Origin of the sequence: Alicyclobacillus contaminans DSM 17975 (genome assembly GCF_000429525.1) — a bacterium.
GTDB lineage: Bacteria > Bacillota > Bacilli > Alicyclobacillales > Alicyclobacillaceae > Alicyclobacillus_A > Alicyclobacillus_A contaminans.
The window spans coordinates 1-20,349 of record NZ_AUCA01000022.1 but is presented as its reverse complement, the minus strand read 5'-3'; the positions used below and the strand labels follow the sequence as shown (position 1 = coordinate 20,349).

Below are 20,349 nucleotides of genomic sequence, written 5' to 3'. Positions count from 1 at the left end.
CCAACCCCGAACGCTTTACCGTCCATTCCGACAGCCGAGCGGCGGGCGCCCGATGGCGCACCGCCGCTCATGGATGTGCTGGTCACTATTGTAACGAATTTCTGCGCGTTACGAAACAAAGGGGCGCAGCGCCTGTCAGTTGCCTGCCTTCAGGCGCCCTTCAATCGCGTTGCGCTGTGTTTCATACCCCGGTTTGCCAAGGAGCGCAAACATGTTGACCTTGTACGCCTCCACGCCGGGTTGGTTGAACGGATTCACGCCGAGCAACAACCCGCTGATGGCGCAGGCCAATTCGAAGAAGTAAAACGTCTGTCCGAGCGACGCCTCGGATTGATCCGGCACGGTCACCAACAGATTGGGCACCTGTCCATCCGAGTGCGCCAGCTGTGTGGCGACGCGCGCCGTATCGTTGACCCAGGACAGCGGTCTGCCAGCGAGATACTCGAGACCGTCGTCCACCTCCGGATTGGACGGCAGGGTCAAGTCGACAGCGGGCTTCTCAATGTTCACCACGGTTTCAAACAGGTTGCGATACCCTTCCTGAATGTATTGCCCCAGCGAATGAAGATCGGTCGTATAGGCGACGGAAGATGGATAAATGCCTTTGAAGTCCTTTCCTTCGCTCTCCCCGTACAACTGCTTCCACCACTCCGCGAACAATCGGAGGGAAGGCTCATAATGCGCGAGGACTTCCGTGGTCTTGCCTTTGCGGTACAGCGCGTTGCGCACCGCAGCGTAGCGATAGGCCGGGTTGTCTTCGAATTTTGGCGTGGACAACCGCTGTTCCGCCTGCATGGCGCCCTCCAACAGCGCGCGGATGTCCACCCCGACGGCGGCCAGTGGCAACAAGCCGACCGGGGTCAGTACGGAATAGCGGCCCCCCACGTCGTCCGGAATGACAAACGTGCGGTAGCCCTCTTCGTCGGCCAACTTCTTGAGCGCGCCCCGCGCCCGGTCGGTGGTCACATAGATGCGCTTGCGCGCCTCCTCCACTCCGACCTGGTCCTGCAGCCATTTGCGCAGAATTCGGAAGGCGACCGCAGGTTCGGTGGTGGTGCCGGATTTGGAGATCACGTTCAAGCAGACGCGTTTTCCCTGCAGCACGTTCAGCAGCTGCTGCAGCGCGACGGGGCTCAGATGGTTGCCAGCAAAGTACAGCTCCGGGCCGCCGCGCACTTCCGCAGGCAATTGGTTATAGTACTCCGGTTTGACCCACTCAAACGCAGCACGGGCCCCCAGGTAGCTGCCGCCAATCCCAATGACGACCAGCGCGTCCGCCTGCGCGCGAATTTCTTCTGCAGCACTGAGAATATCTGCGACGCCGGATTGCAACGTTTGGCTCGGCAGGTGAATCCAGCCCAAGAAATCCGCTCCCGGCACCTGCCCCTGGTGCAGCCGTCGATGCGCATCTTCCACAAACGGCTGCAATTGCTGCCACTCCTCATCGGCGATGTGATCTTTGGCAAATTGCAAGTTGAGGTCTATCACGCTGCATTGGCTCCTTTCCTTCGATGCGTTGAACACCGCGGCACGCGGATGACGATACACAGCCGCGACGTCTTCAAGCCAGCACCGTCTGATTCAGTGTTATCACAACTCATCGGAAATACCAAATCGGCAGCGGTTCACCCGGGGAGAATCCAGCCGGCGACGGCATACCCAACCGCGCTCACCCCTGCGACGTACAGCGCCGGCTTCAGCTTGTACCGGGCGTACCTCATCAGCGGCATTTTCATCACGGTGGCCATCGCCACGGTGCCGTCGCTGAGCGGTGAAACAAACCCGCCGAACGTCCCGCTGGCGAACACGGCGCCGGCAATCAACGCGACGGATGCGTGCGTACCGGCGGCGAGCGAAAACCCGAGGGGCAACAGCATCCCCCAGGCTCCAAACGAACTGCCGATGACGTACGACAGCGCGCATCCGAATAAGAACAATGCCGGTGCCACAAACGCAGAAGGCACAAGGTGGCCGATGGTTCGCTCCACGTACTGCGTGAAACCAAGGTCATTGGAAACGGCCGACACCGCCCACACCAAGACGAGCAGCACAATCACGCTCATCATCTCATTGCCGCCCGCCAGAAAACCAAACAACGTGCGTTGGATGGGGTGGCGTTGCACGGTGTACCACACGAAGCTGCACGCCAGTGTCATCAGCAGCGCCTCCAGCATCGCCTTGGCCGCGTTGGCCTGGGCCAACGCCGGAAACAAACCGGGGGCCCTTTGGTGGCCGTCCCACCAGGTGAGGAACAGCGTGAGCGCGAGCAGCAGCAGGAGCGGAAGCGCCAGGTTCACCAGCTTTGGCGGTACGTGTTCGGACAGGACCTCGACCGGATCGACAACATCATCGTCCCGGTGCTCTGCGTTCCGGTGCTCCGTCGGTTGCGCCGTGAGTTCACCGGCGGTTTCCATGCGCAGCCGCTGCGATGCCAACCGCAGACGGCTGTCCACCGGCAGCGACAGCCGCCGCTCCTGCGTCACCGGTTGTCGTTCCTCCTGCGGGTTCACCGTCCGCTGCGGCCGAAACGTGGTGAACAGCCCGTAGGCCATGATCAGGAAGGCGAATAGGTTCAGGGGAATACTCGACACAAAGAGGCGAAACGGACTGCCCGCAATCCCGTAGTGGCGGGCGGATGTGCTGATGAGCCCGACCATGTATCCGACGAACGCTGTGCCGATGGGAATCACGGCACAGAGGGGCGTGGACGTCACATCAATCACAAACGCCACCTTTTCCGGCGGAATGTGGAGTCGGGAAAACACTTGTTTCATCACCGGCGCCACGGTGATGATGCGGAAATCCGGCGCCATGAATGTGGCCGCAGCGGACAACCAGGTCACCGCAAACGCTCCGCGGACGGATTGAATGCGGGTTGACATCCAGCGCGCGAATCCGCTGACTCCGCCGGTGACACGCACCAGTCCGACAAACGCCCCGAAGCCGTACAGAAAGACAATCAGACGCAGGTTGTCCGGGATGGCCAACTCCTTCAGTATGTACGACAATGTGGCATCGACACCGCCGAACCAGGTCGGATGCAGCATGTATGCGCCGACCACGAGTCCGACGAACAAACCGGGCAGCACCTGCCGCGTCAGCAGGGAGATGGGTACGACGACGAGGTATGGAACCAGCGACCAGATACTGGCGTACACGAAAGCACCTCTTTCCTGAAAGTCAACAGATTTCGTTCATAACCTGCATCTGGATCCGCCGATTCATACGAAGCATCTACCCACCTGCCCGCAGCTTTCCACCGTATCTTCGCCGGCTTTCCCGATCCCGAGGTCAGGGCCGCGCGAGTTCCCGTTCCCGAATGGCCAGAACGACTTCTTCCGCCGTCCTGTAGGCCGTGCGCTCGCCAAGGCGGTGGGGCATGCCTGCATCTGGAACGTACCACAGGGCGTCCAATCCACAAGCTTCCGCCCCAGCCACATCCGCCGCATAGTTATCTCCCACCATCAGCGCTTCCCCGTGCGCGACGGACAACGCGGCACACGCAGCCGCGTACACGCTCGGATGCGGTTTCGCGGCGCCGACATGTTCGGAAATGATCAGCGCGCTTTCCGGAATATATTTGCTGATACCGGTTGCCTGCATCTTTCGCCACTGTAAATCAGGGGAGCCGTTGGTGATGATACCGAGCTGATGATCCGCCGCCAAGTTGGCCAGCATCGCGAGGGTGCCCGGAAACGCAAACAACGCCTCTTCCACGGCATCCATGTAGAGTTGATTGAACACGTCCGCTTCGTCATCGGTGCGTTCCACGCCGTAGTCCCGCCAGGTTCGGAGAAACCGTTGGCGGCGAAGCTCCTGCATGCTGATGATACGCTCGTCGTACTGTTTCCAGAGTGCGTCATGGTGCCGGAGCAGCCGAGGAATGAAGTCCTGTGGCACCTGACCGCCGTACAGGGTTTGCACGGTGCGCTGCAAGCTGAGCTGGTGCTGCCGATTGGTGTCCACCAGCGTGTGATCCAAATCGAAAAAAATTACGCGGTATGGTCGCATGGGCTGTCCCTCCTAGACCCTTCTTATGGTACAACAAGACACAGAAAGGAGTGCACCGCCATGCAGCGCGCCCTATGGGTGCAAACCATCGCCGGCGTCCAATGGCTCGGCTTCATGTTTGCGAACACCGTCGTGATTCCGCTGTCCGTGGGCAGTGCATTCCACCAGCCGCCCGAAATGGTCGCCGGGGCCATGTCGAGATCGTTTGTGGTAACCGGCATCGCCTGCCTTGTTCAATGGCTGATTGGCCACCGGCTGCCATTGATGGAAGGGCAATCCGGAATGTGGTGGAGCGTGATTCTCGGGCTGGCGCAGTTGGGCGTGGCGTCCGGCGTACCATTGCCGGTGGTCGGAGGCAGTCTCAGTGTGGGGATTGTGTTGGGCGGTCTTTTGGTCGTTATTTTTGGTGTGCTCGGGCTACACCGGTGGTTGAACCGCTGGTTCTCCCCAGTGGTGATGGCAACCCTTCTATTTCTGCTCTCATCGCAGCTCATCAGCATCTTTTTTCGGGGTATGCTCGGGATGACGGCGTCCGGCCGCCTCATCATTCCGGTGGCACTGTTGTCGCTGACGGTGGTGGTATTGGTCAGCGCCCTGACCATCGCCGGAAGAGGTCTCATCAACCATTTTGCCATCCTCATTGGATTGGCCGGCGGTTGGTTGGCCTATCAACTCTTGTTCGGCGCGAGTCAGCGGCTGGTGGTGCCCCGGTGGACAGACATCGCACAGGGATTCGCGTGGGGGCCCGCGCATTGGCAGCTCAGCATGGTCTTGACCTGCGCGACGACCGCCCTGCTCAACACCACCAACACCATCGCCACCCTGCGGGCGGCGGAACCCGTGTTTCAAACCCGCATCCGGGATGTGCAATACCGCCGCTCCCTGCTACTGTCCGGCCTGTTCACCGCCGTGTCGGGGCCGCTGGCGCTGGTTCCGTACGCGCCGTACACCTCGTCCATCGGGTTTCTGCGAACCACCCGCTTGCTGGACGGCACGCCATTTGCCATCGGCGCCGCCCTGTTCACCATGCTCGGCGCCATTCCAACGCTCTCCGGCTTCTTCGCCACACTCCCGGAGAGTGTCGGCAGCGCGGTGCTGTTCGTGGCGTATCTGCAGTTATTCGGCGCGGCCCTGAACAACCTTCAAGGCATTGCGTTCGACTTTCGCACCATCTTTCGCATCGCCCTGCCCACACTGCTGGGTTTGGCCATTCAGAACACGCCGAGCGAGGCATTTGCAACACTTCCGTCCCTGCTGCAGCCGCTGCTCAGCAACGGTATGTTGGTCGGCATCATCGTGTCCGTGCTGCTGGAGCGCCTGCCGTGGCGTCGGTGGACACAGCAAGCGTCCAAAGACGGCTCGTGAGGTGAAACCATCAGCTCCAGTCCACGGATTCCGTGACCACGCGCTCTCCGGCGGCGCTGTTGATGGTCAGCCGCAGCACGTGGTTCGGTTTGTCGTACACCGCGTCGCCGAGAATGTGCGTCATGCCGGTGGACGGATTGCGATACTCCACCGTCAGCTGCGTCCCGTCGTCCAGCGTGTGGTACTGATACATTAGGTCGTACAGCGTTTGTTCCATCCGGCTGTCCGCCACGTCTCTCGCCAGATGCACAACACAGAACGGCTGGGATAGACCGGCGTCGTCATCGCTGAGATCCACCTGCCCCAGTTGGTGGTTGGCGATGTACGTTGCAAACTCGCCGCGGTTGTCTGCGCGGTAGCGCAGCGCCTGCAGCGTCAGGGCCGCGAACGCGGCGCCAATGGCGAGGACAACGCCCAATCCAGCCAGGAACAGCCAACGATGGCGCCGAAGACGTGATGTGTCCGTGGGCGCCGCGGAGAAACCGCTTTCTCGCATCCGTACCCCTCGCTTCCGAATGCCTGTGGATTCCTCTTCACAGTAGCCCAGGATCACCGACAAATCAACGGTTTCCATCATGCGCGCTCAGCTGGAATGGGGGACACCGGACGCCGACAAGCCTCTCCGGTTCAGCCATCCGAACCCGATGAAACAGGCCGCCGGCAGCACCGTGGCGCAGCACATCACGACGAGAACGTTGGCCATGGCCGTATGATCGTACAGCACCCCGCCAATCACCGGGCCAATCATCCGCCCCAGTGTGGCGCAGCTGGCGACCAATCCCTGCAGCGTGCCCAAGCGGTTGTCCGGAGCCAACACCGCGATGGCCGCAGGCACCGCCGGCCAAACGAACAATTCGCCCACGGTGGTCACCACCATGGCGGCCACAAACATCGGGTACTGGTTTCCCCGAATGAGCAGGCCAAACGCGACGGCGTACAGCAGAGTCCCCGCAATCATGTGCGCGGACAGCGACGACCACCGCGCCACAATTCGAGAAATGAGCGGCTGCAGGGCAAAGATGAGCAGGCCGTTCAACGTCCAGAGCACGCTGTACATGGTGAGCGGATACCCAATGGCCTTCATATACACGGAAATGGTGCTCTGCCACTGGACGTACACCATCCACGCGGATACGTAGCCGATGAACATCACCACCACGGGGACCCAGGGCACCCGCGGCTGAACGGCCATAGACACCTGGTCATCTGCGGCTGCAGCGTGTTGGCGCCGCACCTCGGAGATTCTTGCGAACGGTTTGCGGAGCACGCCCACCACCAGCAGGACAAACAGCAGATAAGCCGCGCAGATGCCAATGAACACAGTGTCGAACGACCACTGCGCGAGCACGCCCCCGACAGCGGTGCCGGCAGCCACCCCCAGGTTGTTGGCGACGTACAGAAAATTGAACGCCCGTCGGCCGCCTTCCGGCCAGGCGTGGCCAGCCATCGCGTTCAACACCGGAAAGGGGATGGCGCAGGTAGCGCCGAACAGCGCCATCACCGCAATGTACGTGTACCAGTCGGCGGTGGCCACGGGAATCAAAATCAGTATCGCCGACAACACCAAGCCCGCGACGAGCACGGGCGTGGCGCCCAGCGCGTCGTACAGGCGTCCGCCCACATAACTGCCGATAAATCCCGCGCCGGAGTACACCATCAGCACCAGGCTCGCCACCGTCAGCGGCTGGTGCAGCACCGAATGAATGTAAATGGCGTTCACCGGCCAAAGCAACGAAAGGCCGCCCACATTGAGAAAACATCCGATGCCGAGCAACCAAACCGTCAGCGGATAATCCCGCACGGAATGTCGGGTTGTATTCGATGTCCGTCTCAGCTGCACCCTTCATCACCGCTCTGAAGTATACCATTCAGACAAGTGCAGCCGATAGGGGAAACTCCCTGCCGAATCACCGCTTCGCGGTTTGAAGCCACTGTTCGTAAAAACCCATCAGGTCGCGCACCACAGTGTCCGCCGCTTCGGCGGCGGATTGTCCGACCAGCCACGCTGGCGCGCACGCGCGGAGCGTCGTCGATGTCTGCAACTCGACCCGATACGGATTCCCGGCCAATTCGTAAAAATGATTGATCCGTTCGGTGGCCACGGCCATGTCCACGTCCACCACGATACTCGCGTGCGCGAGCACATACCCCGGCCGCGCCGAGCGAACTCCAGCCAGGCCGCCGCGCCACGCCTGAGCCGTCCCCACCAACTTGCGGCCGTCCACGAGGATGTTGTACTTCCCGTCGCAATAGCTGCCCCGCAGTTCGCCGGTGCTTGCATTGCAGCCATGTCCCTGCAGCCACGCCATCAGCGGCGTGCAGAGCGCCCGGTAATAATCGTCGGTGGTCACCTTGGCCGACGTACGGGGAAACAGGTACGACACATGGACCACGCCTTCCCCTTGGGGCACCGCGGTGCCGCCGGTCTGACGCACCACCACCTGCAAACCTTCCGCTTCCAACTGGCGTTGCGCCGCCTGTCCACCTTCGGTGGCCACATCCTTCCGGCTCACGGCAATGCCCTCCTGGCGCGCCGCCCGCCAGACGCGGATCAGCGGTGGCCGCTCGCCCGCCGCGACGGCCCGGCCCAGCGCCGGATCGAGATCATTGTTGTATTGCGGCCGGTGAATGTCGTCGATCCATTCCACCGCGATATCTTCCGGCCATTTCCATGCGGTACTCACACCCGTTCCTCCTCCTCATCCTGACGTCTCCATAGTAGCAGACGCGGCAAGCGGCGACGTTGCAGCCAGCGCTCCGAGACGACCATCCAACCGACGCCAAAACTGACGGCGAGACAGGGCATGATGGGGTAGCGAAACCTGTCCCACGCCGGAAAGAAGAAAAAGATGGCCGTGTTGTAAATGACGTAGGCGAACGCCAACCACCAAGCCGGCGACAGCGGTATGCGGTGCCGCAATCCGTAACACAGCCCGACCATCGCCACCGCCATCCACAGGTAGTAGACGGCGGTATTGCCGACACCTGTCCACCACAGGGCGCGCGGGGACCAAGCGGGTGTCAGCTGGCCGAAAGTGACACCGACCACGTTGTTGTCCTGCCAATAGAGGAAAAACCATTTGGCCAAGCCGTGCAGAAACGTTCGCAGCGGATGATGCAGGATGTACTGCACCGCCACGTGCGTCGCCACCTGGTTCTGCAGAACGTCGTTCTGGCTGTAGGGGAGAAGCGGATTGACTTTGGGATCCCATGACCAGAAGTACACGCCGTCCACGTGCGTTCCCTGCCACAAATCCACGCCTCCGTTGGTAGATACCACAATGAAGTGGTGCATCACCAACAGATTGCGCAGCGTGGCTGGCATCACGCCAATCGCCAGGCCGAGGGCAAACGCGCAGCCGTGAACCAGGGACCGCCGCCACGACTGTCGATAGCTCCACCGTTCCACACACAGAACCGCCAATGGAAACAGGAGCGCAATGGGACGCACGACGCACGAAACGCCGACGCAAAGCCCGGCGCAAACCAGCAGGGCCGGGGATTTCTCGCGTTGCCGGAGCCACGCGTATAAAACCAGGCCGGCCATCAACAGGCATGTGTACAACGCTTCCGATCCGAGCACCGCATTCCACTCAATCTGACTGGGCAGCAGCGTATACCCGAGCGCGGCAGCGAACGCGACGCGGCGCCTCGCCGTCGCCAACAGAGACAGCGAGTAGACCACCAGCACGGTGGCGGTGCTCAGCATGGCGTTGACCGCGAGGCCAAGGAGCACCGATGGCCGGAACAAAGCAAACAACCCGGCCAGAAAGAATGGATATCCCATGGGCCAGTACGCTGTGGGATGGCCGTACCAGCTGTATCCTTCTCCGTGCAGAATGCCCACGGCGTGCGTGTAATACCACGAGAAATCGTACAGTTGCGGCGGGTGCACCCACCACAGCCAAGCGCCCCGAAGCACCGCGTTGATGGCCACCAGCCATAGCAGCGGGCGGGCGTGCCGCCGCAGTACGTCAATCATGGTTCCTTCTCCTCCATTTCTCCTCGCAGCCATTGGCGAATATCTTGGCAGAACAGTGCCGTACACGCGGGCAGCATGCCGTCCCTGCGCGTCACCAGCGTCATGGTGCGGGCACCGAGGGAGGCGTTGGTGATGCGGATGACGCGCAAACGCCCCGCTGCCACGTCGTCCGCCGCCAGGGTGCGGGGCAAAAACGAGATCCCAGCGTCATGCTGCACCAGTCGACTGATGCTTTCCAAACTGTCCGTCTCCATCGAGATGGTCAGGGCCACGCCCCGGTTGGCCGCGAGTTCCTCCACCATGTCGCGAAGGCCCGATCCCCGCTTCATCAGGACCAGCGGCTGCGCCAGGATGGTTTCCAGCGTGGCGCCATCCGTCCGCTGGGCCAGAGGATGATTCGGAGCGGCCACGGCGCGCAACGGATCCCGCAGGAGCGGAACGCCTTCCAGGTCGTCATTCGGCTCCGGAAAGGTGGTGACCAGCCCCACATCCACCTCGCGCTCCCGCAACGCGCGCAATGTTTCTGCGGAACTTCCGGTCCGCACCTGAAATGCCACGTGTGGATGATGGGCCCGGAACTGGGCGAGCACGGGCGGCAGCAGGTAGATGGACAGAGTCAATCCCGCGCCCAGGCGCACCGTGCCCTGCTCGGGATCGGAAAAACTATTCAGTTCGTCGCGCAGTTTCTCGTCGAGCGCGAGATGCTGCTTCGCGTATCGATAGACCAATTCACCGGCAGGATTGAGCAGCAGTTTGCGACCAGACCGGTTGAAGAGCGGCATGCCGTATGCCTCTTCGAGCTGCTGCAGGTGGCGGGTGACGGTGGGCTGCGACAGGTGCATCACCTCCGCAGCCTTGACCAGCGTCTCCTGTTCGACGATGTGCACAAACGTCTCGAGCAGCGAAAACACGCCTGTCCCTCCATTCCCCCGGATTGTCGCCACGCTGCCACCACCCAACCGCGACGGGTTCGGCGGGCATTTATGCAAAATCCGTATCAATGGTATGCAATAAATCAATTTTACACATAGATACGGACATCATACACTACAAATTGGATGTCGCGTACATCATGACGCGCAAGCTGGTATCCCCGTTACAGCGGGGCTTGATAGAGGAGGGGTTGCTCGGATGGTGCACGCAGTGGTGGGTGCTCAGTTCGGGGATGAAGGAAAAGGGAAGATGGTGGACTACTTCGCCGTGCAAGCGGACATGGTCATCCGCTACCAGGGCGGCGGCAACGCGGGTCACACCATTGTCAATGAACACGGAAAATTTGCATTGCACCTGGTGCCGTCCGGTATTTTCAATCCATCCACCGTGTGCGTGCTCGGCACCGGTGTGGTGATTCACCCGGCCAACCTGGTCAAGGAACTGCGCACACTGCAGGAAGCCGGGATTTCCACGGACAATTTGGTGATCTCGGAGCGCGCTCATCTCGTGCTTCCGTACCACATTTGGCAGGACGCGTACGAAGAAGCTTCGCGGAAGAAAAAAGTGGGTACCACGCTGCAGGGCATTGGCCCCGCGTATCAGGACAAGACAGGACGGTTCGGCATTCAAATTGGCGAGATGCGGGACCTCCGCCGCTTCAGAGAGCGGCTCGAGCAAGCGTTTGCAGCGAAGCTGCAGCGGATGCCGGGGATGGCCGAATTCAGCGGATCGTTCGAGGAGATGTGGGACGAACTGATGGCTGCGCGCGAAGTGCTGCTGCCGCACATCCAGGATTCTCTGCCGCTGATTCAAAAGGCGATTCGGGCGGAACAGCATGTGCTGCTGGAAGGGCAGTTGGGCGTCATGCGCGACCTGGACTGGGGGACCTATCCGTTTGTCACATCCTCCAATCCGATTGCGGGCGCAACGTCCGTCGGGGCAGGCATTCCCCCCACCGCCATTCGCCGCGTTACAGGTATCACCAAAGCGTACACGACGGCGGTTGGCGAAGGACCGTTCCCGACGCGCCTGGACGATGCATTTGGCCAGTACCTGCGCGACAAGGGGCACGAGTACGGAGCGACCACCGGCCGCCCCCGCGCCTGCGGCTGGCTGGACTTGCCCACGCTGCGGTACGGCGCTTGGCTGAACGGGTATACGGAACTCGCGCTGATGAAGTTGGACGTGCTGTCCGGATTGCCTGAGATTCGTGTCTGTACGGGCTACGAACTGAACGGCGAGGTGCACGACACACCGCTGTTGACCGCGGACATGGAGCAGGTCCAACCTGTGTATCAAACGCTGCCGGGATGGCAGGAGGATATAGATGACGTCTCCTCGTACGATGATTTGCCCGCCAACGCCAGAGCGTTCGTGGAGTTCGTCGAACAGCGCGTTGGCGTGCCGATTGCCTACGTGTCGGTGGGCCCGGATCGGAAACAAACGCTGGTGCGGTGACGCGGCGGGATTGACGCCAGCCCGTACTCGGCGTCATAGTATCTATCAACACAACCCTCGCGGGAAAGGTTGACACGCTCATGACAAACACCTTGTCCCAACAGAACACGGCCCCCCTCTCCCGCGCCAAGCATCGAACACGCGGCATCTGGATGGTCCTTGTGGGCAGCACGCTCTGGGGACTGTCCGGCACCGCAGCGCAGCAGTTGTTTCAGGCCGACGGGTTTGAGCCCGGCTGGCTCGTCACCGTACGCATGGGCGTCTCTGGCCTACTGTTGCTGGTCATGGTGGGCATTCAATCCGGCTGGCGCCGCGTGTTCGAAATCTGGCAGCACCCGCGGGATGGTGTGCGCGTGTGCATTTTCGGCCTGTTCGGGTTGGTCGGCGTGCAGTACACGTACTTTGCCTCCATCCAGCTCGGCAACGCCGCCACCGCGACGTTTCTGCAGTACTTGGCTCCCGCCGTCATCCTCATGTCGGAGGCCGTTCGGCGCCGCACCTGGCCGAGCGGGAAAGAACGCGCCGCGCTCGGTCTCGCGTTGGTTGGCACATTCCTGCTTGTGACGAACGGATCCCTCCGAACCATGGTGGTCCCGCCCGGTGCCGTGATCTGGGGACTGTTGTCCGCCGTTGCGCTCGCTTTCTATACGCTGTATCCCGGACGGTTGATGAGCGAATGGGGGGCCGCCCTGACCACCGGTTGGGCCATGTTCATCGGCAGCCTGCCGCTGCTGGCCGTGGCACGCCCGTGGCAAAGCCAGGCAATGCGTTGGCATCTCTCGTCCGCATCCCTGGTGGCGTTTGTGGTTCTGTTCGGAACTCTGGCGGCGTTTTACCTGTACTTGTCAAGCATGCATCACATCACGCCGACGGAGGCCAGCCTGTTGGCGAACATCGAACCGCTGTCTGCCGCGGCGGCCGGCGCGCTCTGGCTGCACACGCCGCTCGGGGTGTCGACCCTGCTCGGGGGGTTATGCATTCTCGGCACGGTCAGCATCCTCGCCACCGGGTCTCGGTCGGGCGCATCATCTCGGACGCACCATGAGGAAACATACAGGATGGAAAGCGGTTCCCCGTAAGAAAGACAAACATCGCCCGAACTCGGTCACCCCGGGCGGGCGATGTTTTTATCCGTCTGAGGTTCCCATTCCGCACGCCCCACGGGACGCCCGAATACGGAAGCACACACTCACAGTTTGCGCAGGTGAACCCCTTGCACGGCGTGAGACTCCCCCTTTTCCAGGATGAGGTCGGCGCGGTGCTTGGTGGGCAGAATGTTCTCGCGCAGGTTCACGCTGTTAATTTCCTTCCAAATCCGCCGAGCGTAGGCGTCCGCTTCCTCCGCCGACATGTGCGCGTACCGATGAAAGTATGAGTTCGGATTGCGGAACGCAGTTTCTCGCAGCGTGTGAAACCGTTCCAGATACCAGCGCTCAATGTGCTCCTCGTCGGCGTCCACATAAATGGAGAAATCAAAGAAGTCGGACACGAACAACTGCGGCCCCTTGCGACCCGAGGTCGGATTGATCTGGAGCACGTTCAACCCCTCCAGAATCATGATGTCGGGTTGCCGAACCACGTGAAACTCATCCGGCAATATGTCGTATTCCAGATGAGAGTACACAGGCGCCTTGACCTCCGGCGCTCCCGACTTGACGGCCGCCACAAACTGCACCAGCCGGCGAACATCGTAGCTTTCCGGAAACCCCTTGCGGTTCATGATGCCGCGCTGCTCAAGGATCCGGTTGGGATACAGAAACCCGTCGGTGGTAACTAGGTCCACCTTGGGGTGATTCGGCCACCGGGCGAGCAGCGCCTGAATGATGCGGGCGGTCGTGCTTTTTCCCACCGCCACACTGCCGGCAATTCCGATGATATATGGAACCTTTTGCGACGGATGCCCAAGAAAGGTGTGCGTTGCTGTGAACAGTTTTTGCGTCGCAGCAACGTACATGTTGAGCAGACGGGACAGCGGCAAATAGATCTGGGAGACTTCGTCCAACGAGATCTGTTCATTCAACCCCCGCAGCCGCTCCAGTTCTTCCTCCGTGAGCGGCAACGGTGTCGCGTCACGCAGACGAGCCCAATCTTCGCGACGGAATGATACGTAAGGAGAGAACGAACGCTTCGACAGCGGTGGCTTCGTCATCGTGCAAGACTCCTTCACAGGACCAGGTTACAGCGTGCACGTGGTACAGCGTACCGCAATCGAGTTCCCGCATGCAACTGATTTCAGTCCGCGCGCATGCGGGCTTCCGCGTCCGCCACCTCAACGGCGGAAAAGACGCCGGCGCCGTTCCTCGGGATCTCCAAAAACGGCAGACATCGCATCGGTTCGCCGTCCGTATCCAGGAGACCGTCCACGATGCCCGGTTCGAGCGGAAAATCCGCCCGCACCACCCAACACTCCACGTTCAACGCTGGGAGCGGAAGGTAGTCCACGGTGGGCACCACGCCCCCGTCCATCGGCAGCCCATTGGGGCCGAGCTGGTGCCGACCCGTCCAGCGCCGCCAGATGAGGTACGCGGGGAACACCGCGGGTACGGCCGCCGCGGGCCGGAGTGCCCCCTGGGATTCACCGGCGCCTCCGGTCAACAGTTGTACGAGGTCCTCAACCACCGCGCTGGCTGTGGCGGCCCCGCCGGCGCCGGGGCCCGCGTAGACCAACTGCCCCACCAAATCCGCGTCGATGCAGAGTGCGTTGTTGACGCCGTCAATCCCGAACAGGGGGTGGTGTTCTGGAATCAACATCGGCCGAACACTCGCGCGAATCCCGTCGAGCGTGGGTTCCGCCAGCGCCACGTGGCGAATGCGGCACCCCAGCGTTTCCGCAATGGCCAGGTCTCCCGCGTCCAGGTGGGCGATGCCTTCGCAGGCGATGCTCTGTCCGTCCAGGTGTGCATGAAACGCCGCCTGGCACAGAATCTGCAGCTTCGACCTTGCGTCCAATCCCAATACGTCGAAGGAGGGATCCGCCTCCGCGTAGCCGGCTGCCTGCGCCTCCGCGAGCGCCTCGGGAAACGACACGCCCGCCAGCCGCATGCGGGTGAGGATGTAGTTGGAAGTCCCATTGGCGATGGCGGTTAGCTTGGTAATTCGATTGGCGGAGAAATAGTGTTGCAGCGCGTGCAGCACGGGCACGCCGCCCAATACACTGGCTTCCGACAACAGCGTCACCCGGTTTTCCTGGGCAATGCGCGCCAGTTCCGCACCGTGCATGGCCAGGAGCTCCTTGTTCGCGGTGATGACACTCTTCCCGCTCGACAGCGCCGTTTTCACCGCCTCGTAAGCGGGATGCAAACCGCCCATCACCTCAATCACCACGTCAATGCGCGGATTTCCAACCACATCCCGCCAGTTGTCGCACAACCACTCCCGACGGACTTGGGCGGGGCGCGGTCGCTCCAAATGGCGCACTGCAATCTGAACCACCTCAATGTCCACACCAAATCGCTGCAGCACGGTATCTCGGCAGGACGCCAGCGCCTGCACCACACCGCTACCAACCACGCCGCAGCCCAACAACCCGACGAAACACCTCTTTGTCATCGCTCTACCTCCAACCATCCGTGTGATGCGCAATATACAAAGAAAGACCGCTCCGAAGGAGCGGTCCCCGACAAGCCAAACTTGCCAGATCAGCACTCCTCTCATCTCTCAAACCGGATCCCGGTTTGCAGGAATTGGCACCTCTCCAACGGGTTGCGCTGGTGGTTGCCGGGCTTCATTGGGCCAGTCCCTCCGCCACTCTGGATAAGAGTTGCACAGTGTGCGAAACACTCATTCAATTTGGAAGTTACTATATCACCCAAACTTCCTCAGCGTCAATCTCGCGACAGACCCGGAAGCGACAGGTCAGCCGTTAAAATCTGAGGCTTGACAGCCCGGAGCTGGTTCGCGAAACTTATGAAATAATATGCGAAATTCAGGTAGAGAATGCGGCAGAATTGGCCGTACGGGCGGCGGACGAGGGAAATTCGGGAAAAGCCGCGACGTCCGTGCCGAAGGAGGTCCAAGGGATGACAGAGGAAGCACGGCGCCATTCGTTGTGGCGCGGCCTGTTGACGGAATATCGCGAGTGGCTCCCCGTCACGGAGCAAACGCCACTGTTGACGCTGGGGGAAGGGAACACGCCGTTGGTATACTCGCACCGGCTCAGCCAAAGTACCGGCGCCCACGTGTATCTGAAACTGGAAGGGGCAAACCCGACCGGATCTTTTAAGGATAGAGGCATGGTGGTGGCCGTCGCCAAAGCCAAGGAAGCCGGCCGCCAAACGGTGATCTGCGCATCGACCGGCAACACGTCCGCTTCCGCGGCCGCCTACGCTGCGCGCGCGGGCATGCGAGCTATCATCCTGATCCCGGACGGATACGTGGCGCTCGGCAAGTTGTCGCAGGCCATGATCTACGGCGCCCAAATTTTGGCGGTCCGTGGGAACTTCGATGAGGCGCTGGCGATGGTCCGCGAGGTGGCGGAATCACTGCCGGTCACGATTGTCAATTCCATCAATCCCCTTCGCCTGGAGGGACAGCAGACGGCGGCATTCGAGATTTGCGACGCGTTGGGAAGAGTGCCGGACAAGCTGTGCATCCCGGTCGGCAATGCCGGGAACATCAGCGCGTACTGGAAAGGGTTTACGGCCTATCACCAAGCCGGCGTGATTGACCAGCGCCCGCGCATGCACGGGTTCGAAGCGGAGGGGGCCGCCGCGTTGGTCAAAGGGCATCCGATTGAACATCCGGAGACGTTCGCCACCGCGATTCGCATCGGCAAGCCCGCATCCGGCCACCTCGCGCTGCAGGCGGCGGCGGATTCCGGCGGCGCCATCGACTTCGTGACGGACGACGAAATTCGCGCCGCCTACACCCTGCTGGCGTCGGAAGGGATCTTTGCGGAACCCGCGTCGTCCGCTTCGGTGGCGGGACTGCTGAAACTGCACCGCAACGGCGGGATTGTTTCCGGTGAAACGGTGGTCTGCGTGCTCACGGGAAACGGATTGAAAGATCCGGACTGCGCCATCGCCACCGCCATTCAGGAACCGACCGTGGTGGATTGCCGCAGGTCCGCCGTGGAGGATGCCATCTCCAGCACGCTCGTGCACGCGTGAGGGAAGGAGGCCAAGCAACATGCGTTCAACACACCGTGCCTCCGCGGCTCGACGCTTTCGCGTTCGGGTTCCCGCCACATCCGCCAACCTTGGCCCAGGGTTCGACTGCATGGGGATTGCACTGACGCTGTTCAATGAAATGAACGTGGAAGTTGGGGTGCCCTTCGCGGTCGAGGTCACCGGCGAATCCAGCCGTCTGCTTCCCTCCGACCGCAGCAACGCGGTCGTGGCGGCGATGGACACCCTGTTGGCAAAGGTGGGCAGCCAGCGCGTCCCCACCGATTGGAAGTTGGTTTGCCACAATCGCATCCCGGTGGGGGCGGGACTCGGATCGAGCGCGTCCGCCATTGTCGGCGGACTCCTGTTGGCCAATGCGCTGCTCGAACAGTACGATCCGGACAAGGCGCTGGCGCGCACCGAATTGATCCAACTTGCAACGGAGATGGAGGGGCACCCGGACAATGTCACGCCGGCCTTCCAGGGCGGCGGATGTCTGAGCTGCCCGGACGACACGGGCTACCGCACGATTCCACTGCCGGTGCCGGAGCATCTGCACTTTGTGGTGGCCGTGCCGTATTTCACACTGCTCACGGAGGAATCACGGCGCGTTCTGCCGCAACAGGTGGAACGCGCGGACGCCGTGTACAACGTGGCGCAGGCGGCACGCCTGACCCTGGCGCTGTCCACCGGAGACCTGTCAATTCTCAAAGGTGGATTCGGGGACAAGCTGCACGAACCGTACCGCGAGGCGCTCATCCCGGGCTACGCGGACGTGCGCAAATCGGCGCTGCGGGCGGGCGCCATGACCACCACGCTGAGCGGAGCCGGACCGTCGATTCTCGCCTGGTGCGACGACGAGCGGGTGGCCTGGCGAGTGGCGGATCAGATGACGCTCGCTTGGCGCGAACACAACGTCCCTTGTCGAAGTGAGGTATTCACGGTCGCGCGGGAGCAGACGGTGGCGACCGAGGTGCTCGCATAGCGAAGGCGCCGCAGCCAACGACACGGACTTCTCCTTTTGTTATGTTCGAAGAAACACGGGGCAGGCGGATTCATCCCAGGGATGAAACCCACCTGCCCCGCCCGCGTTTGGACGCGTGCCGTGCCGATTACGCTTCGAGCGTCAATACGTGATCGTTGTAGTCCACGGGCTCGGTGCTGTCCTTCCCGTTGGCCAAGCCCACCGCGTGGAAGATCACGGACAGGACCACGGTGACCACAAGGTTGACAATCAGGGCCCAGATGGCTGCGTATCCAGAAATGTTGCCAAGCCAGCCGATGGTGAAGGTGGAGCCTTGGAAGTTGAGGGCCGCCTCCATCCACGTGCCGGTGACCATACCGGCCAGCCACCCGATGAGCAGCGCCCACCGATGTAGCCAGCGTGTGTATAACCCGATGATGATGGTCGGGAAGGTCTGCAGAATCCAGATGCCTCCCAACAGCTGCAGGTTGATGGCAAATTCGCTCGGCATCGCCACCACAAACAGGAGAGCGCCGAACTTGACCACCAGCGACACGAATTTAGCCACATTCGCCTCATGCGCCGGCGAGCAATCCTTCTTGATGTACTCACGATAGATGTTACGCGTGAACAGATTCGCCGCCGCAATGGACATGATGGCCGCAGGCACCAACGCGCCGATGGCGATGGCCGCGAACGCCACGCCGGCGAACCACGACGGAAACTCCTTCAGGAACAGGGCAGGCACGGCGCCGTTGTTGGACTGTGGATGCACGCCGGCCGCAATCGCCATGAACCCGAGCAGCGCAATGATGCCGAGCGCGAACGAATAGGCGGGCAACAGCGCCGCGTTGCGGCGAATGACCTTGCCGCTGCTGGAACTGAAAATCCCCGTCAATGAATGCGGATACAGAAACAGTGCGAGCGCAGAACCGAGCGCCAGCGTGGCGTACGACACATACGCTTTGGGGCCGATGACGAGGGAACCCGGTTTCGGCCGGGCCGCGAGCCCCTGTTGCGCCAATTGGAAAATATGACCGAATCCACCCAATTTGATGGGGATGATGATGACGGCTGCAATCACCGTGATGTAAATCAGCAGGTCCTTCACCACCGCAATCATCGCCGGTGCGCGCAGGCCGCTGGTATACGTGTAGAGCGCCAAGACGATGAACGCGATGATCAACGGCCACTCGCCGGCAATGCCCATGGCCTCTAAAACTGCTTTCATGCCGACCAACTGAAGCGCGATGTACGGCATGGTGGCCAGAATCCCCGTGATGGCCACAGCGAGGGCGAGACCATGGCTCTCATAACGGCCGCGGACGAAATCCGATATCGTCACATACCCGTGTTTCTTCGCGACCGCCCACAGACGCGGCATCACCACAAACACGAACGGATAAATGATGATGGTGTACGGCACCGCGTAAAATCCCGTAGCGCCCGATCCGTACATCAGCGCCGGCACAGCGATGAACGTGTACGCTGTGTACAGGTCGCCACCGAGCAAGAACCACGTCACGGCGGTGCCGAACCGCCTTCCAGCGAGCCCCCATTCATGGAGCTGACTGAGGTCTCCCTGCCGCCAGCGGGCGGCGACAAAACCGAGCACCGTCACAAACAGAAACAGCACGATAAATACGATAAGTGCCGGCCACTGCATGAAGTGCACCCTTTCCATTCAGATTATTCTACATTCAGTCTTCCGGTGGCGTGGCGCGCCGTTTTGTGGTCGCCTTGTACACAATGACCGTCAGTGCCGCGCTGATCAACACCCACAGGAACTGATACCAGTAAAAGAACGGAATCCCCCACAGCGTCGGCTGGACCGAGGCGTAGAACGGAGGATACAGCGTTGCGATAAATGGAACGATGAGCAGGACATACCACCACTTGCTGCCCCGTTCTTCCATGGCCTCTCCCCCCTTTCTGCAGAATATAGATTTTTTTAACTACTCTAAATATAGTGCGGTGTGATAGGTTTTGTGTCAAGAGAAAGTGGTAAAAATCACACGTTCGCGCCGAACCATTTACATGTAAGGGACCTTGTAACTGATACGTGATGACTGATCTCATGGTGCTAATCCATGACATCTCAGTGTGATACCACGGATATGCATATCATAGTAACGAACCATTCCTGGTTGGAACGGACAGGTATCTTGTAGGACAAGTCACCTTATAGAGCGTGTCCGAAAAGCCGTTGATTTTGGGTGAATAGCAAAACGCACCTAACCGTAGAATTGGTAAAATTGTAGCTGACCAAAACAAACAATTTACCAGTTCCGGAGGTGCGTTTCCCATGGAATTGCAGTTGGACCTGCTTCCATATGCCGAGTATAACACGCTCGGCTTCGATCCTGCACTGATTGATTACGTGGTCCACATTGATGATTCGTTCCTGGAGCATCTGATTGGTCCTCTGTATGAGAAGACCGGCCGCAAGCCCACATCCCCAGTGGCCTATTTCCGGATGCACTACCTGTACTTCACCAGACCCGAGATCACGTCGTTCCGCCAGTTGTGTA

General features: G+C 61.0%; 18 protein-coding genes and 1 riboswitch. Of the genes, 6 read left to right on the top strand and 12 right to left on the bottom strand.

Annotated features, from left to right (window positions below):
• Positions 1 to 135: 135 nt before the first annotated feature.
• The 3 genes from G463_RS0109530 to G463_RS0109520 all read right to left on the bottom strand — a co-directional run bounded on the left by G463_RS0109530 (position 136) and on the right by G463_RS0109520 (position 4,011).
• A complete protein-coding gene (locus tag G463_RS0109530; protein WP_051322149.1) occupies positions 136 to 1,488 on the bottom strand; it encodes a glucose-6-phosphate isomerase in 1,353 nt (450 codons plus the stop codon).
• A 137-nt stretch (positions 1,489 to 1,625) separates the two neighbouring features.
• On the bottom strand, positions 1,626 to 3,158 hold the full coding sequence (locus G463_RS0109525; RefSeq protein WP_026974986.1) for a Na+/H+ antiporter NhaC family protein: 1,533 nt from the start codon (positions 3,156 to 3,158) through the stop codon (positions 1,626 to 1,628).
• Between the two features lie 133 nt (positions 3,159 to 3,291).
• Complete coding sequence (locus G463_RS0109520) at positions 3,292 to 4,011, bottom strand: HAD family hydrolase (RefSeq protein WP_026974985.1); 720 nt, start codon at positions 4,009 to 4,011, stop codon at positions 3,292 to 3,294.
• A gap of 60 nt (positions 4,012 to 4,071) precedes the next feature.
• On the opposite strand from G463_RS0109520, the gene G463_RS0109515 reads away from it, so the two are divergent.
• Complete coding sequence (locus tag G463_RS0109515) at positions 4,072 to 5,376, top strand: uracil/xanthine transporter (protein ID WP_026974984.1); 1,305 nt, start codon at positions 4,072 to 4,074, stop codon at positions 5,374 to 5,376.
• A gap of 10 nt (positions 5,377 to 5,386) precedes the next feature.
• Here the strand turns inward: G463_RS0109515 and G463_RS0109510 are convergent, their stop codons facing one another.
• From G463_RS0109510 to G463_RS19690, 5 genes are all read right to left on the bottom strand, one after another.
• Positions 5,387 to 5,950 carry a hypothetical protein gene (locus tag G463_RS0109510; protein ID WP_156900159.1) on the bottom strand — a complete coding sequence of 188 codons (564 nt, stop codon included), beginning with the start codon at positions 5,948 to 5,950 and terminating at the stop codon, positions 5,387 to 5,389.
• Positions 5,951 to 5,959: 9 nt separating this feature from the next.
• Positions 5,960 to 7,216 carry an MDR family MFS transporter gene (locus G463_RS19705; protein ID WP_084171478.1) on the bottom strand — a complete coding sequence of 419 codons (1,257 nt, stop codon included), beginning with the start codon at positions 7,214 to 7,216 and terminating at the stop codon, positions 5,960 to 5,962.
• 67 nt (positions 7,217 to 7,283) lie between these two features.
• Complete coding sequence (locus tag G463_RS19700) at positions 7,284 to 8,060, bottom strand: lipoate--protein ligase family protein (protein WP_035486596.1); 777 nt, start codon at positions 8,058 to 8,060, stop codon at positions 7,284 to 7,286.
• Positions 8,057 to 9,358 carry a hypothetical protein gene (locus tag G463_RS19695; RefSeq protein WP_051322148.1) on the bottom strand — a complete coding sequence of 434 codons (1,302 nt, stop codon included), beginning with the start codon at positions 9,356 to 9,358 and terminating at the stop codon, positions 8,057 to 8,059. The genes G463_RS19700 and G463_RS19695 overlap by 4 nt, the downstream gene beginning before the upstream one ends.
• The gene (locus tag G463_RS19690) at positions 9,355 to 10,269 is read right to left on the bottom strand and encodes a LysR family transcriptional regulator (RefSeq protein ID WP_051322147.1); all 915 of its coding nucleotides are present in this window, start codon (positions 10,267 to 10,269) and stop codon (positions 9,355 to 9,357) included. The genes G463_RS19695 and G463_RS19690 overlap by 4 nt, the downstream gene beginning before the upstream one ends.
• 220 nt (positions 10,270 to 10,489) lie before the next feature.
• Here G463_RS19690 and G463_RS0109485 point away from each other — a divergent pair, with 220 nt between their 5' ends.
• Both G463_RS0109485 and G463_RS0109480 read left to right on the top strand, forming a co-directional pair.
• Entirely contained in the window at positions 10,490 to 11,749 is a 1,260-nt protein-coding gene (locus tag G463_RS0109485) for an adenylosuccinate synthase (protein WP_026974982.1), read from the top strand.
• 80 nt (positions 11,750 to 11,829) lie between these two features.
• Positions 11,830 to 12,828 (top strand): DMT family transporter, encoded by a 999-nt coding sequence (locus tag G463_RS0109480; protein WP_051322146.1) that lies wholly within the window; start codon positions 11,830 to 11,832, stop codon positions 12,826 to 12,828.
• 110 nt (positions 12,829 to 12,938) lie between these two features.
• On the opposite strand, the gene coaA is transcribed toward G463_RS0109480, so the two are convergent.
• Together coaA and G463_RS19685 are read right to left on the bottom strand one after the other, a co-directional pair.
• Positions 12,939 to 13,898: a type I pantothenate kinase gene (coaA, locus tag G463_RS0109475; RefSeq protein WP_035486593.1), complete on the bottom strand. Its 960-nt coding sequence runs from the start codon at positions 13,896 to 13,898 to the stop codon at positions 12,939 to 12,941.
• 83 nt (positions 13,899 to 13,981) lie between these two features.
• A complete protein-coding gene (locus G463_RS19685; protein WP_084171474.1) occupies positions 13,982 to 15,298 on the bottom strand; it encodes a homoserine dehydrogenase in 1,317 nt (438 codons plus the stop codon).
• Between the two features lie 98 nt (positions 15,299 to 15,396).
• A riboswitch (SAM riboswitch) is annotated at positions 15,397 to 15,509 on the bottom strand.
• Between the two features lie 259 nt (positions 15,510 to 15,768).
• On the opposite strand from G463_RS19685, the gene thrC reads away from it, so the two are divergent.
• On the top strand, positions 15,769 to 16,857 hold the full coding sequence (thrC, locus tag G463_RS0109465; RefSeq protein ID WP_026974979.1) for a threonine synthase: 1,089 nt from the start codon (positions 15,769 to 15,771) through the stop codon (positions 16,855 to 16,857).
• 19 nt (positions 16,858 to 16,876) lie between these two features.
• Entirely contained in the window at positions 16,877 to 17,839 is a 963-nt protein-coding gene (gene thrB / locus G463_RS19680; protein WP_051322144.1) for a homoserine kinase, read from the top strand.
• Positions 17,840 to 17,966: 127 nt separating this feature from the next.
• Here thrB and mctP read toward each other — a convergent pair whose 3' ends face one another.
• Together mctP and G463_RS0109450 are read right to left on the bottom strand one after the other, a co-directional pair.
• The gene (mctP, locus tag G463_RS0109455) at positions 17,967 to 19,484 is read right to left on the bottom strand and encodes a monocarboxylate uptake permease MctP (protein ID WP_026974978.1); all 1,518 of its coding nucleotides are present in this window, start codon (positions 19,482 to 19,484) and stop codon (positions 17,967 to 17,969) included.
• Positions 19,485 to 19,518: 34 nt separating this feature from the next.
• On the bottom strand, positions 19,519 to 19,734 hold the full coding sequence (locus tag G463_RS0109450) for a DUF3311 domain-containing protein (protein WP_026974977.1): 216 nt from the start codon (positions 19,732 to 19,734) through the stop codon (positions 19,519 to 19,521).
• A gap of 389 nt (positions 19,735 to 20,123) precedes the next feature.
• Here G463_RS0109450 and G463_RS19675 point away from each other — a divergent pair.
• A partial coding sequence (locus tag G463_RS19675; protein WP_035486590.1) for a transposase occupies positions 20,124 to 20,349 on the top strand: 226 nt, incomplete at its 3' end.